This window comes from Rhodococcus sp. OK302 (genome assembly GCF_002245895.1).
Lineage (GTDB): Bacteria > Actinomycetota > Actinomycetes > Mycobacteriales > Mycobacteriaceae > Rhodococcus_F.
Genome location: NZ_NPJZ01000001.1, coordinates 5422257 through 5436574, shown reverse-complemented (window position 1 = coordinate 5436574; position 14318 = coordinate 5422257). Strand labels below are relative to the sequence as shown.

10 protein-coding genes are annotated in these 14318 nt (G+C 54.4%); 1 reads left to right on the top strand and 9 read right to left on the bottom strand.

Annotated features, from left to right (window positions below; all coding sequences use genetic code 11):
* Nucleotides 1-32 precede the first annotated feature (32 nt).
* Nucleotides 33-1034: an MBL fold metallo-hydrolase gene (locus tag BDB13_RS24885; RefSeq protein ID WP_094274152.1), complete on the bottom strand. Its 1002-nt coding sequence runs from the start codon at nucleotides 1032-1034 to the stop codon at nucleotides 33-35.
* A gap of 284 nt (nucleotides 1035-1318) precedes the next feature.
* Complete coding sequence (locus tag BDB13_RS24880; RefSeq protein WP_254922946.1) at nucleotides 1319-1762, bottom strand: hypothetical protein; 444 nt, start codon at nucleotides 1760-1762, stop codon at nucleotides 1319-1321.
* Nucleotides 1763-2375: 613 nt separating this feature from the next.
* Here BDB13_RS24880 and BDB13_RS24875 point away from each other — a divergent pair.
* Nucleotides 2376-4307 carry a TerD family protein gene (locus tag BDB13_RS24875; RefSeq protein WP_094274150.1) on the top strand — a complete coding sequence of 644 codons (1932 nt, stop codon included), beginning with the start codon at nucleotides 2376-2378 and terminating at the stop codon, nucleotides 4305-4307.
* 1491 nt (nucleotides 4308-5798) lie between these two features.
* Here BDB13_RS24875 and BDB13_RS24860 read toward each other — a convergent pair.
* The 7 genes from BDB13_RS24860 to BDB13_RS24835 form a co-directional block, all read right to left on the bottom strand.
* On the bottom strand, nucleotides 5799-6809 hold the full coding sequence (locus BDB13_RS24860) for a DNA cytosine methyltransferase (RefSeq protein ID WP_254923060.1): 1011 nt from the start codon (nucleotides 6807-6809) through the stop codon (nucleotides 5799-5801).
* A gap of 35 nt (nucleotides 6810-6844) precedes the next feature.
* Nucleotides 6845-7702, bottom strand: coding sequence for a DUF6339 family protein (locus BDB13_RS24855; RefSeq protein WP_141210689.1), 858 nt, complete (start codon nucleotides 7700-7702; stop codon nucleotides 6845-6847).
* On the bottom strand, nucleotides 7699-8598 hold the full coding sequence (locus tag BDB13_RS24850; protein ID WP_094274145.1) for a hypothetical protein: 900 nt from the start codon (nucleotides 8596-8598) through the stop codon (nucleotides 7699-7701). Before BDB13_RS24850 ends, BDB13_RS24855 begins: the two co-directional genes overlap by 4 nt.
* Nucleotides 8595-10478, bottom strand: coding sequence for a hypothetical protein (locus BDB13_RS31775; protein WP_141210688.1), 1884 nt, complete (start codon nucleotides 10476-10478; stop codon nucleotides 8595-8597). The genes BDB13_RS24850 and BDB13_RS31775 overlap by 4 nt, the downstream gene beginning before the upstream one ends.
* 67 nt (nucleotides 10479-10545) lie before the next feature.
* Nucleotides 10546-11562, bottom strand: a complete 1017-nt coding sequence (locus BDB13_RS24840; RefSeq protein ID WP_094274143.1) for a PD-(D/E)XK motif protein — start codon at nucleotides 11560-11562, stop codon at nucleotides 10546-10548.
* A complete protein-coding gene (locus BDB13_RS32615) occupies nucleotides 11562-11999 on the bottom strand; it encodes a hypothetical protein (protein ID WP_217902151.1) in 438 nt (145 codons plus the stop codon). The genes BDB13_RS24840 and BDB13_RS32615 overlap by 1 nt, the downstream gene beginning before the upstream one ends.
* Before the next feature lie 83 nt (nucleotides 12000-12082).
* Nucleotides 12083-14134: a Z1 domain-containing protein gene (locus BDB13_RS24835; RefSeq protein WP_217902150.1), complete on the bottom strand. Its 2052-nt coding sequence runs from the start codon at nucleotides 14132-14134 to the stop codon at nucleotides 12083-12085.
* Between the last annotated feature and the right edge of the window lie 184 nt (nucleotides 14135-14318).

Here is a 14318-nt window from a genome sequence, read left to right as displayed (position 1 = left end):
GCCCTGACCCTTATGTCTCAGTACAGTTTTTCTCAGTATGTACGAATGAACAGTGCCGGGTCCGTATCCGGAACCTGCGAAACCTGCTCGCGCGCAACCAGATGGCGCAGATGCGCAGCACCTTCGGACAATGCCATGGTCTTGCCCATCGGTGAAATCTCCGACCACGGCTTGTACCACTTCATCTTTGCCGCAACATCCCACACCGTCAGCTTCTGATCGGCAAAAGCCTCGAGCAGATGGTCGAGGCGTTCCTCGTGATGCTCGATCAGCTCGCCCGCGCGGCCCCCGACACTGTCGATCGGAATGCCATGAGCGCCCAGGCCGCGCGTGATGTCCATGGTCTGAACGCGTCGTAGTGAAGCGAAGAAATCGGCCAGCGCGTCACGTTCTTCGAGGGGATACGTGAAGTTTCCGACGTGCGGGGTCGTCTTCTGCAAGACATGGTCGCCGGTGAACATGACATTCGCGTCGTCCAAGTAGAAGCAGACGTGGCCCGGCGTGTGTCCGGGGGTGTAGACGACCTGGAGTCCGCGGCCGGTCAAAGCGATAATCTCGTTGTCCGAGAGAATGCGGTCGGGAGCAGAGTCGATGCTGGCCGGAGCCTCGCTTCCGGCTGAATGCCGGAAAGCTTCCCGATCAGCTTCGGGGGCCCCAGCCTTGGTCATGTTGTCCAGTTGATAGGTCAACCAATCTTCATCCCGTGTGGTCGCCATCTTGTTGAAGAGGTCGTGATCGTCCTCGTGCATGGCGATCCAAGCGCCCGACGCCTCACGCACGCGACCACACAGTCCTGTGTGATCAGGATGGAAATGCGTCACGACAACGCCCTCGATGTCGGTGACGGAATGGCCGATCTCCGCCAAGCCGGCGTTGAGACCCTGCCAACCGTTGTCATCGCCCCAACCAGCGTCGACGAGGATCAACCCGTTCGGAGATTCCATCGCGTAGACCAGGGTGTTGCCCAGTGGGTTGTTCGTGATGGGGACTGGAATCTGGAATATGCCATCACCGATGGCAGCTGCACCGTTCATCTGTCGTACCTCGTTTACCGATAAGGGAATCTGTTTCTATGTCCTTCATGTTTACCGTGCGCCCGTTTGGTGCGTGACGCTGGTCCTACTTGACGGGAATCCGGCAGGATACGGGCTGGTCGTGTGGATACCCCGGATCGGGGGATGCATCACGGGTTCGGCCTGATCTCGATGTCCGACGGGCTGGCGAGGTAGTCGTGGATTCTCGAGACTCTCCACGACTCGGGTGGCCTCGGAACCGCCTCCCCGTGAGGTTTGTCAGAGGCACCATCGGGTGGGCTAGATCAGAAGCCCCACCGGCTGCACATTTCGCCGGTGATGTAACCGTCGCGGCATCCGAAGTAAGTTTGGATGCAGCCGGACGTCGAGCAGCCTGACTCTGCGATTTCCTGCTGGTTTTGCCGGACTTCGGCTGGGGTTGCGGTCTTCGCTGTGGGCGCCGTGGGTGAGGCGGCTTTCGGATCCGGGTAAGTGACACCTGAATTTGGATTGCGGCACATGGTCCCGTCACAATCAAAGGTGTTGGCACGGCGCTCACTCTCCAAATATTTCGTTCCACCGAGTTGATCGAAGCACCATTGGGAATATGCCATCGTGCCGTCGCTCCACATTGCCGGCCCTGGCGTTCCCTGCAGGCATTCGATTACGACGGGTTCGGCGGCCGTAGTTTCTTCCACTACGGGTTCGATGGCTTCCTCAGTGGTTGTGGATTCGGATTCGATGACCATCGGTGAGGTCGATACAGATGGTGGGAGTGATGTAGTTGTTTCAGGCTGCGCAGTGGACGAGGCCACAGTTGTTGACGGGGACGTAGCCTCAGTTGGGTTCGTGGAGCAAGCTGTCAGTGCAAACGCACTTGCCACCGCGACGAGCGCGCAGATACGTCGCAGCCTCGTGGAAATCGTTGTAGATATATGTGTTTGGCTCATAACGACTTCCTGAATGAGCGTTCGATACGCTCGTTGTAGATCGAGAGGAATTGGCGGCCCCGAAGGATTCCGGAAAGCTTTGAATTGTGACTCTTCTGGACGCCGCATCTCGTGACGATATTGTCTCAATCGCAGTTGGGGCGATCTTAACTCAGTGCCTTCGGTGCTGAAGGTGAAGGCGGCAGGTGTGCCACCGATCCGATGGTCTATCTGGGACTGGGTCTGACCACCGAATTGAACCTAGAGCATCTCGAAATCGGAGATTGATTCGATCCGCTTCGCCGTAGTTTGAGGTGGCGACGATTGAATCGGTCAGCTTCGTAATACGATCTGTCGGACGGTTCAGGAATGATGTCGATGAGAATCGGCCCCGAGTCGATCGCATTCATTGTTGTCTGACGGAGGTATTTCGATGACCAGCGCGCTACGCCAAGCAGAGACCCATCGGCTGCCCGCTGATCACAGCTGGGTTGTTCTCGACGTCGAGACGTCGGGAATGCGTGCCGCCTCGCACCGGGTGCTCAGTATCGCCGCGCTGTTATTGCGTGAAGACGGATCAGTCGAGCGGGAGTTCTCGACGCTGCTCAACCCAGGGTGCGACCCCGGCCCGGTCCATGTCCACGGCCTCACACCCGAGCGTTTGGCGGGAGCCCCTCGATTCGAGGATATTGCCGACGAGTTCGGTGAGTTGATGTCAGGCCGAACAATGGTTGCGCACAATGCCTCATTCGACTACGGATTCCTGGACGCAGAGTTTCAGCGCGCTAGTTTTACCACCCCGATAGAACAGCGTCTCTGCACCCTGGCGCTTTCGCGGCGTCTGGAACTCGATGTGCCCAACCATCGGCTCGGAACGTTGGCAGAGTACTGGAAGGTCGAGCAACTCAATGCGCACGACGCGTATGACGACGCTAGGGTACTCGTAGAGGTCTTTGGGCGAAGCGCATCCCTGGCAGAGTCCCTGCAGCTTCCGCTTCCGGTTGTCGGTTGCAAGGACCGCCGCGTCGCACTTCATCCCGAACAGATCAAGCGGGTGCCGTCGTCGTTCACCAATCCTGGACGCCTGGATACAGCGCACGGTTTGGTACAGGGCATGAAGGTTGTCATAAGCGGCCCAACACGGACTCCTCGAATCCAGTTGGCAGCGCGCCTCACCGCTGCAGGACTTGATGTCATGAACTCGGTGAGCCGCCAGACCAGCGTTGTGGTATGCGACAACGCGGCATCCCAGAGCAGCAAGGTGCGCAAGGCTGGCTCAGACGGCATTCCCGTCATCTCGGAACAGCGTCTCGAAGAATTGTTGGTCCAGGCATTGCCTGGCGAACTGAAGAGCGATGATGTCGCCGTCATCAATCCGGATGTAGTGCCTACAGTCCCAGTGGCACCTGTAGTCGCAGTCGCGCCAGAGATCGTCGAGCCTGAGCGCGAGGTCGCTCTGGTGCCGGAGATCGTGGTACCGGCACAGCCGCGGCTCGTCGAACAGAACCCGGTTGTGCGATCGTCGACGATTGCGACAGCCTCGCCTCTCGCGAATCGGAAGGCGAAGGCCTGGCAGGGGCGCCGCGTGCTGATTCTTGGTGGCAATCACCTCGACGGTGTGATCATGCGGTCGCGCATCCTTCAGCTCGGTGCTCGTCCGTCTCTCAATTTCACAACCGCCGTCACTGAAGTCTTGGTGTTGGAGGGCGGCCAGTCCGACAAACGAATGACAAGGGTTATCGAACGAGGGCTTCCGCAGATCACGGAATCCGATGTTAACGAATCCCTGGTCTCGGGTGTCGTGCCGGCGCACATGAAGCTTGAATCACGTTTGTCTGCACCGATTTTGATGCGCGGCGAGGTCGTCGATCTTCCCACATCTCAGTCGTCGTGGTCGATTAACGTTGCGTGGCGGGCAGAGAACGTAGGAGACGAATTCGACGTCGATGTGGTTGCCTTCCTCTTGGACGGAACCAACAAAGTCGATTCGGATCAGGATTTCGTTTTCTACAACAACACCGTGGATGAGGACGGCGCAGTCGAGCTTTCCGTCGACGGTGACAGCGAGCAGAGTGTCCGCGCAGATCTCGATGCATTGCCTGCGGAATGCCGGCGTGTGGTCATAGCGGCCGCGGTCGACGGTGAGAAGACATTCGGTGACTTGGGAGCCGTCTCGGTCAGCATTGATGGTCCCGACGGAACCTTTGCGACATTCGTTCTCGACCTCGGGACCGTCGAAAAGACCATGGTGCTCTCCGAGATCTACCGCCGCGGAGATGTCTGGCGTCTCCGGGCGGTAGGTCAGGGACATAACCACGAACTCGGCGCGATGGCAGTAGGTTACGGCGTCGAGGTGGAGGACTGACCTCGATCTTTCTCTCGCGGAGGTGGTGTGAGGTCATGTCGCATGGCTGCGGCTGCCTCAGCGTCGACGTTCCGATGCTGGAGTATTTCGATCAGGTCTTCTTGCCAAGGCTGCCCAAAGGCCAGGCGGCAGAGAGCAACTCCGGATTTAGCCTTCTCCAGTCGAGGTCCGTCGATGCTCAACTCGTACGGCATCAGTTCGCGAATCACCTTGTGCGATCCGGGATAGATCCAATCCGGGACCAGTCCGCCGAGATCTTCACCCCTGGATGGCGTACGAGCCAGTCCATGGGTGAAGGTCGTGAGCGCCCAAAATGCTGATGCGATGGCGTTCGATTAGGTTGCGTCGCACATCATGACCACGGAATCGGTCGACGCGGCCTTCAGGCTGTTCGAAGTCGACGGGGTTCGATGGTGTATTCCAATGCACCACATGGTGACATCACGGATGGAAGTCGATACCCTCTGGGGCCGGCGCTAGTCGAGATCACGATGAACGGCCAGAATGGGCTGTTGAATGCACGGCGAATGTGAGCCGGCCGCAACGACTCGTCGCTCTCCGATTTCCCGCCATACGGAATGGCAAGGTGGGTCCGGGAGCGGATGTCATCGGCTTCGTAGACAGGGTCGTGCGATAGGCTCTTTCCGGCTCGAAGTGACATCGCCTCGGCTGCAGATTAGCGATGGCATAGAGCTGACTGACGTCGAGAGGTTCGCTCTGGTAGGTAGGCGTCAGCAGTCGGAGATACTCGTGGACCACTTGGAGATTTCCGTCGGGCGCAGAACGCTAGAACTTGTCGCCAGTACGGCAGATCCGGAGAGAGCTGTTGCAGAAACACTGCGGATTGCCAACGATTGAATGCTAATCGAAGTCCTGATGCAATGGTGGCTGCCGCCCCAGATGCCGCCTTCGACAATATTCGGAGCAATTCGTAATCGACTGCGGCCGCCACGCGCAGTTTGCCGGGGAATGCGCCGCCACGCCGGGAAATTCGGCGGGATCTTCCTGTCATCGTGACAGCACTGTCGCCGGGGATAGGAAACAGAGTTGGTCGGTTCATCGTCTGACTAGCCTCCGGACCATGCTGCGCGGAAAGGATGTTGCTTGACCAGCTCGGACAGTTGAACTGTTTTAGAAAACACCAGGGCTGCGCTCCGGTGAGTCTACCAACTGCCTTGGTGGGTGGTCCCTGGCCCGCAGTGATAATGCTGGTCTACGAATTGGGCCCGCGACGACGGGTAGGCGGCATCGGCCAGACAAAGAAGGTGTGATTATTTGCGGATTGAAGATTACCTGTAAGATAAGGAAGCGCAAAATCTCTTTGAGGCGCCGTGCGTTAGCGGTGATCGCGGTACATGTGCCACGCCAGTGTGATTAATTGTGTCGATTATAAGATTTGCAAGGACGACCCCGAGCTGCAGATCTTGGGGGTATTTCTTAGATTAGCAAGGTGGCATGAACCGGCAATCGAGGAGACTGCATGTGCAACCGTCAATTGTGTTCCATAGCATTTGCGATGGTCTTTCCGATAGCGTGGCCGAGCGGGATAGGTACGGCATTACCGATCTGTCGACCTATGGCCGTCTTTGATCCAACCCACAAGTGATCTTCGGGAAATCCCTGAATTCGAGCTGCTTCATAGTGAGTGATTGCGCGATTCTCGGTTGGATGCAGGTACCGGCCCTTCTCTGGTTTGAAGAACTCTGTCCTGATTGTTACAGACGGCCTGTCCCATCGTAGTCGTCCCATGACGTCGGCGGACCCAGTCTTGTGTTTTCGCCAGCAATCTGCCAATAATTTGTCTGGGATATCGAACCGGTTACCGCCTTCTGGAATATGTTTGAATCGCTGAAGTGAAATATCTTGGTATTTTCGCGTGAGGTGAAGCTCGGAAGTCTTGAAAGCGCCGCGGAATATTTTTCCGTCGAATTCGATCTGAGATTCCGGAAGGTCGGTATCCCTGACCTCTATTGGCACTCCGTGGAGAACTTCGCGAACGGTCACCGGTCGATCCAAATGAGTTGGTGTCGGAATTCCTGGGTTTGGAAGATCTCGATGCCAGCCAAGGATGATCGTTCGCTTTCTTGCCTGCGCAGCTCCATAGTGCACGGAATTTAGGACATAGGCTTTGAAAGTATAATCGGACAGCAGGCCACCGCGTTCGGTGCTCTGTTGCAACAAAATAAACTCAGGTGAACTCAAGAATTGCGGGACATTCTCCATAATGAAGTATCGAGGCTTCGCACGTCGGACGGACTCAGCGTAGTGCGCCCACATCGTATTGCGACGGTCCGCTATGTCTTGGCGCCCGAGTGACGAGAATCCCTGGCATGGCGGTCCACCCGCAACCACGTCGACTTCGGGTACGTCTTCGTCCCGAAGCCAGTCTTCAATTTTTCCTGCATACACGTGCGTGCGGAAGCTCATTGCGTACGTTGCAGCTGCCGCCGGATCCATCTCCACGGCGAGAGTAGGGGAAAATCGGCTGTCAGCAGCCCTCATCCCAGCTGACAGGCCCCCCGCACCCGAAAATAGATCTAGGGTTCGGAAGGCGGTGGCGCGAGACATACCGCAACCCTATCGTGGTGGTACGACACCTGAACAATCTCGTTCTCGTCGGGTGCCAGAGTTTTGGCAGGCGTCCTTCCGGGGAGTAACGCGTCGATGGACTCTTGCAAAGCACTGCGCATGGTCTGCGTGAGTCCGTCCTCCGATTGCGCCTCGAAGGCCACGAATGCTCTCAATCTGAGCAGTCGCTTAAGGAAGTCTCGCAGTACACTGCGTTTCTGGGAGGATGGATCGAGTTCAGACCAAACCTTGAGAATGTTCCTGACGACCAACGGGCTGGCACCGAGTGAAGCCCGACGCTCGTAGATCTGACCGAAAGCCTCGCCTCCGATCTGATCGATTGATGAATATGGATCACTCTTGTTTGATTCGTACACGAGTTGGGCACGCCACCACAGCCGGCCAAACACATGGCGGGTCATGTCCGAGGCCAGCACACGGTCGCCCGGCGGATCCAGAAAACGCCAATAGGACACGTCGGGAAGCACGACGAGTGACAAGAACGCCCAGATATCACCAGCGGCGGCTTCCGCTGGCACCATCTCAAGCTCGCTGTGGAGATATCGTGCGACAGAGAGATCGAATGTATTCTTGGCGTCTGCCGAAGGTTTCTCTGGGAACCCTGCAGTAGTGGCAAGTTTCAGTACGATATTACGGACTTCTAAAAGCTTGTCTGGCGAAACGCGTGCGCCCCCGGTAGCGACAAAGACGGCACTATCATGTTGCGACTTCGCTTGGAGCCCAAGCTCGTCAATGGTCATTTTCTTGTAGTCGGCGTGCAAGACTTTGGCGATATTTGGCATCAGTCGGGGATATAGAAGGCTCATTCAATCTCCTCGAAGATTCTGGCCGATGCTTGAATTATGCTGGAGAATAGGGCTGGAGAATTGTCTCGGTGCTGACGTAGATCCGGAAGCGGTGTATCAGGAAATCGTGTCTGTATGAGAGCCTGCAGCATTGCGCCCAGACTATCTTCGGGGAAATCCGTTTCGTCGTCGAATTCCGCGTTGGTCAATGCATACTCAATCAAAGTCCGTGCGACATCGGTGTACGTGGAAGAAATTATCGCGAGATCAACTTGCGCTGGCCGAGCGGCGTTCTTGAATGCTGCGGATGCGGCCTTGTTTCCTTCATTGACACAGAGCAATAGAGATCCCATTGTCGCTGCGTGGAGATTTGTTCCGATCTGAAGGTACCAAGCTGCCTCAGCAGGGAAACTAGTTGCTGTGAAGTCAAGGATCGCGATCGGGAACTGTGGGGCATCGCCCTGAAGTCGGATTGACACGCTATCTGACCACAACAGTGATCCCCCTTTGTGCGCTGCGAAAGGTGGCGCATCGACCAGGTCATCCGCCAGGGTCAGCATTGTCTCCAGTGAAAGCGTTCCGCCAAGATAGGCGCCTTCCAGCAACAATCGCGCCTCGATGTTTTGGATTCCATTCTGGGAGAAGACTTTCCGAAATCCTTGTCCGCGTTGGTTAGATCCGGACGCAGACCACACGATCGACACTGCGAAATTGGTTCCAGGAGGCAGTCCGGTATCTGAGCAGAGCTGATCCGTGTCGATAGTAATAATTCGCGTCAGGATGAGATCTGTATTGTAATCCCAGTCCGGGATGTGATCGCCGAGATATAATGGCGTGTCATCGATCAGAATATTCCAGTCGAGTGGTGTCACGGTCGTGTCGTTTGGTACGCGATACGGAAACGCTGTAAGTGTCATGCGATAATTGGTTTTCTGTTGACAGACAATTCGATTGAGGTGACTGTGTCGGGAGCGGGCTTAACAATGACTTTCCATATCGCGTCGCCCCCGTCGATCTCCAAGCTTCCAGGACCGTGAAACACAGTGCCGGTATCATCGGACCATCCCAAGGTCGTTGGATGAGGCGCATTGGCCGGCGGATCAGTTTCTTTTCCCGTACTGCCCGGAATAGCGACTCCGACGGCACTTTCGACGATAACTCGGACGCGTTCTGGAATTCGGAAACATTGGGTGACGGCTGGAATGTCATTTATGATTTCGAAGGTTGGTTCGCCAACATATACGACTCGCGGTCGCCCGCTGGATCTGTGGCGTCCCTGAGGAAAGCTTGAAACGTTCGTTTCTGTTTCGCTATCAGAATTTGGTGAATTTTCGTGAATCTTGGGCTTTGAGGAGCGTTTCCCTGGACCCTGATCGAACGAACGATCGCCATTGGGTGATTTCGACTGACGACTTCTTGCATTCTTGAAGGGGACGAATGAGGTTGCACCTCCGAATCCCTGTGCGCCGGACACCAGAGAAGAGAATTGGCGGCTAGCTGCGCCAAGTGGTGCCTTGACTGTTGCGTCGATCATTCCCGATTCCAGGGAGACCTGTTTGTTCGCGTACTCCTTGAGTCTCGTGAATGTCACTTTGACAATTTTTCTGTCATTGCCGTCGAGCGGCTCCCATCGCCAGGCATCGTGTGTAGGGGGCTCAGATTTTGCGTACGACTCATCGACAGATTGATCCGTGCGGAAGACGCCCGCATAGGAGGAGAATCGAGCGCCGGTCGCGGGACCTTTGTAATAGCTAACGACAAGTTCAGCAGTTCGCATGAGGCAGATATGATGAGATGTGGTATCAAATCCACATTCGGTAGCAACCGGGCTTGCGTCGAATGGCTTGAGAAGTGTCTTATTCATGCCAATTTTACCGAGATATATTTTCGGGCTCTTTACCCATATCTGTTCGGCATCAGGTTTTTCGATCGCCCGATAGGCGCGAACGAATAGGTTTAGAGGTGGAGTTTCATTCGGATCCGGTAGTGGTACATTGCGGCCATTGTGGGAAACGGAGAAATTCATATCGGGCGCGGTGCCATCACCCTTATATATCATTTTTGGCCATAGGTTCCAAGCAATTGCATCTGCCATCCACCTGACTGCCTCCTCTGGCGTAAAGTCATCGAGTTCTGGATCAATAATCGTTATTGTTGTTCCGGTTTCTTTTCCTTTGAACGCAGTGAAGCCCAGCTTGTCTGCTAGGTCTTCGGCTTTCTCCCCGACGAACGGTTCGACTAGAGCTTCGTCGGAGGTGTCTCCCCACCAATGACGGCCGGTATAGCGCGTTCCTTGCATTCCCTCTCCGACAGAATAGCTTTTCCATAGACTGCATCCGATCAGCCTCGTTTCGTAGCTATTTCCAATCTTACATCTGGTGTGGATTATCACAGTTCCAGATTTTGATAGTAGATAGAAGATTCCTTTTCCGAATCCGTATGTTCCTCCGCCGTGGGTGGTGTTCCGGGGTTCGCCGATATTTCGTATGAATGAGACGAAGTCGTTATCCTTGGTAACTGCGTTGTCGGCACGTGTTGGCCCGCCAAGTCCTTTAGTTCCGCGGTCGGAGATTGTTAGGACTCTAATCGATTCGCTAAGCGATTTCCGAAGAGGAAGGTGCCGGGCTGCCGGAGCGGTCGGTGTAAGCAAACGGCGCCATGATGGAGCCATACTGGCATTTAGATCATTCAATTCGATTCGAAAGTCAACCGGCTGTGTACGAATCCGTGCATCCCAGCTATTTTGTGCGGCTTCGCGTACAAGAACAGTCAATTGGTTTAATGCGGGTCTGCCCAATTGATTTCGAATACCTTCTGCCGCGGAAGCGCCTCCGGGGGGAACCTTTGCGAACTCCAGCCATGAGTCATCGATTATATTCCTTCATAAGGCTGTCGAGTAGTGTGGACACAGCACTTGGTGGTAACCCTTGTATTACTGGATCGGGGAGGTCAATCGAGTAGCTGACATCGACGGCCGAGGTTAGTATGCCAGCGTCAGAAAGTTGACGTTCGGTCAGTCTTGGAAAATTGACATCGATATGATACCAAATATCTTCAGTAACTTGAAAACGATTATTGCGATACGAATCTGCGTCTGCAAGAAAGTATCCCAAGATCTTGAGGTTCTCGGCGACAGATTGTGCGTCATCGCCTAGATTGAGTATTTCCTCGACCAGAGAGCCGATACTGTGCCCATTTGGATGGGATTGTAATCTAATCCAACGAAGATAGAGGTTCCCTTCGGCTGGTGCATCTAGCTGGCTGAGGCCGTGGATTCGGACTCGACGTCCACTTGTAGCCAGAGATCCCTTGATTTCGAGTGCATTGCAACCGAAGGTGAAATCGTGACGGTGGCCGGAAGGGCCCGTCCACTTAGAAACTGCTGACGAGCTTTTTCTCAATAGTTCACGGAGAACCCAGAGTTCGGCGAAGAGTCCCGTTAGCTGGCTTTCTCGAAGCAGAGAATTTGAGGATGCAAATAGTGAGCGCCAACGGTCTAGCACCTTGTTTGTCGAGGCTAATGCATACTTCGGGTTGGATGCGACACCTAGAATAACGTCTGAGCACATGTCCGTGAAAATCGCATTTAGGTTGTGGTCTAAACACGAGATATCGGCGTACCGAGAGTAAATTCCGCTAGTTTCGAGTGCACGTTCGTCGACTCTCAGGTTTACGCCGTCAAGGTGCCTTTTGACGCGCTGGTTGTTTTCGATTGGTACAAGGATGTGACGCGCCCCATGTGCATCGACCGCGGCCAAGAGTTGGCCTGTGCTGGTGTCGACAGGCAACCGTGAGGTCCGCAAGCGTTCCTCCGATGTCGGGCGTACGGCTTCGAGGGCATTCCAATGATCAGCCAGAATTCCCCGAAATGTTCCAGACATCAACGCTCCTCATATTCAAGGTCGCTAAGTTCGCTAAGGTCAGTTTCCTCAAGCTCAACACCGGACAGATCGGCACTGATGTACTCCCACTCCACTTCGCTGTCGTCGCCGGAAGGCATTGGGAATACGAGGCCGACGCCGATAATATGTTCAGGGGCATTGATCGGGGATCGAGTTTTCGCTGTTCGAGGACCAGGAATTGATTCTTTGTCGATCACGTATAGGGCTAGTAGCGCAGTTTCGGGATGCTGTTTATTGCGGAGGAACTTGATCGCATCTTCCGTTAGTTCTCCCGATGAAGGCGGAATGGTTAGGTCGATAGCGGCATCGCGTCGGCTCATAAGTGTCTTGATGTCGGTTGTTGTACTTTCGGTCAGGCGGGATCGTGTAATTCGTTCAACGCGAATGCCGGGAACAAATTCGATTGATGAATCCAAGTCATTTCCGGCCCTCTTTCCTATGATTGCAATGTTCCATCTCAATAGAGATGAATTTTCGACGCGTTTTTGGATATAGTCTGTCAGAATTTTGGAGTCACATTCCTGCGACTTTTCATGAAATCGATATTTTGGAGGAATGTGATTACCGGATCAAATGGAACGCCTGTCCACAAATAGTTTCCCTCGTCGGCAAATTGAAGGGAGCCTAAGCTGGAAGAAATTGATTCTGTAATGAGGTCCTTGGCGGCGCATTGATTATTGATCAGGGTCCTCTGATCAAGATCGAAATATCGTGTCTGGATTCGCTGTCCACCATACGATGATGCAGCTACTGCATATTTCTTCATCTTTGCGGCGGCCGTTACCCTCAATGAAGGATGTGTACGCATGCGAACTGCGAATGTTAGCGGAGTCTTATCCTCGACCATGTAGACTGCTATGTCTCGCCGGATCTCTGATTCGACTGTAGCGAGATGTCGGAACCAGTCTCGTAGCTCCGCGGTCATCCAGACGCGTGGAAGATCTTCGTATCCGGTGCGGTATCCAAACCATCGACCCATTTGTAGTAGGGTGTCGTATGCAGAGACGGCACGAACGAAGTAGCTGACCGATAGTCCCTCAAGCGTCAAGCCTCGGGAGAGAGTATTACCGCCGACCGCAATAGCAACTACGGGTTCACCTTCATAGTTGAGTCGAACCTTGCTGCTCGCATTGTCGAGAATGACCTCGCAACTAGCAATTACATTTGAGAGTTTCATTAGCAGTTCTTCGAATCCAACCGGGGTGTGGCCGAAATCTTGCGCAGGAACCTTGGCGGTCTCTATCTCCCATAGTGTGCGGAGTTTCTCAAGGAAACTTTGATCGTTGGAGTTGAGTGAGTTTTTGAAATTTTGCTGGAAGGCGATGAGAGGTTCTCGGAAGCTGTTATGAATTTCCGTGTTTACGCTGGTGTGGATTAGCATTGTTGCATGTTTATTTCCAGTATTGCGAACTTTGCGTGCCGCAGTACTAAGCCAAAAGTATTGGATTGCATCGGCGAGCGCACCGTCGATGTCGGGAGTGAATCCGTCCTTGTCCGCGCGGTTACTTGGACGGACTCCCGCTATTTCTGAAACCGCAATCTCCCGGATCATGTCGAACCCGTCATCAACCTCATCCGGATCCTCTCCATCTAGAGAATCTCGACCGAATAGCACCTCGGTTCCGAAATGCCCCTCAGGCTTCGGGAGGCTAATTATGAAATCTCTGGGATATAAGTCCTGGGCCGATGGGTCAATGAGAAGGTTGGCAAAAGGTGTTGCAGTGTAGCCTACATAGGCAGATTTTGGTAGTTTGTTTATCATGTCGAGTATGAGGGGATTTGTCTTCTTGGTTGCTACAGTCGCCTGATCTGCCTCATCGTCGATGATCAAGGCTGGGCAATCTGCGAGGTATTCGGATGCGGAATCCAGCCATTTGTTAAACCGGCGGAGAACGGCAGGATTCTTCTTTATTACGCAGAGAACGTGCTGGCGATTACTTTTTGCGAAATATGCCGCAGCGTTAGCTGGGGCGGTGAAGTCTCTGTCGGGAACTGTCAGCTGCATCCAGTTGCCTTTATTGGGGGTGACAAGATCCTGCACTAGTCGGAGTTGCGTTTGGCGCCGAAGTCCGTTGTGAACTCCTGCGAGGACGATGAATAGCTTGTACTTACGATCGGCGGCCTTTCCCATTACCGCGGTGAAATTAGTTGTCTTTCCGGACTGTACGTGACCGACAACAAGACCCCGAGTAGAAAATTTCCGTTCTTTAGGATGGTTCAGCATTTGCACGACTTGCGTTGAGGAACGATCAAGTGCTTCGATAGAGTTTTTGGACCAATTCTGCTTATGTAGTTGTTTCGTGAGTGCGGGCCAGCATTTATCCGATGGTTGGGGACCGGTATACCATGTCGTGCGGTTGCCGAGGACGACAGACGGTGCATTTCCTTGTTCTCTTACTTTGATGATTTCGTTCTCGTGACGCTCACGGATCTGCTGGATTAGTCCCGGGTCCGTGCCGAACAGTGCCAGCATCTTCACGACGCCCTGCGGCGTCTCGGTGTCGAGCATCTTCACGAAGTGCTCGTACTGATCATCGAACTCGTTGGTCACGGTGTCCCTTACGGTTATTAGCGGCCTTCGGATGTCGTTCCTTGGGGTCGGACAATTTGATGAGTCTATCGTTCATGTGCTTATTGCGCGGCGCGCCACGGCGAAGATGCAGCTACGCTTTCTGCGCGGGTGCTTGGGTCGCAAGGCGTTGAATACATGACCTCAATTTGTCGCAGCGTGCGAG

What these genes read in the sequence shown, in the direction of transcription:
- BDB13_RS24885 (WP_094274152.1), bottom strand. Translation starts at nt 1,034, where the DNA reads ATGAACGGTGCAGCTGCCATCGGTGATGGCATATTCCAGATTCCAGTC.
- BDB13_RS24880 (WP_254922946.1), bottom strand. Translation starts at nt 1,762, where the DNA reads ATGGTCATCGAATCCGAATCCACAACCACTGAGGAAGCCATCGAACCC.
- BDB13_RS24875 (WP_094274150.1), top strand. Translation starts at nt 2,376, where the DNA reads ATGACCAGCGCGCTACGCCAAGCAGAGACCCATCGGCTGCCCGCTGAT.
- BDB13_RS24860 (WP_254923060.1), bottom strand. Translation starts at nt 6,809, where the DNA reads ATGAGGGCTGCTGACAGCCGATTTTCCCCTACTCTCGCCGTGGAGATG.
- BDB13_RS24855 (WP_141210689.1), bottom strand. Translation starts at nt 7,702, where the DNA reads ATGAGCCTTCTATATCCCCGACTGATGCCAAATATCGCCAAAGTCTTG.
- BDB13_RS24850 (WP_094274145.1), bottom strand. Translation starts at nt 8,598, where the DNA reads ATGACACTTACAGCGTTTCCGTATCGCGTACCAAACGACACGACCGTG.
- BDB13_RS24840 (WP_094274143.1), bottom strand. Translation starts at nt 11,562, where the DNA reads ATGTCTGGAACATTTCGGGGAATTCTGGCTGATCATTGGAATGCCCTC.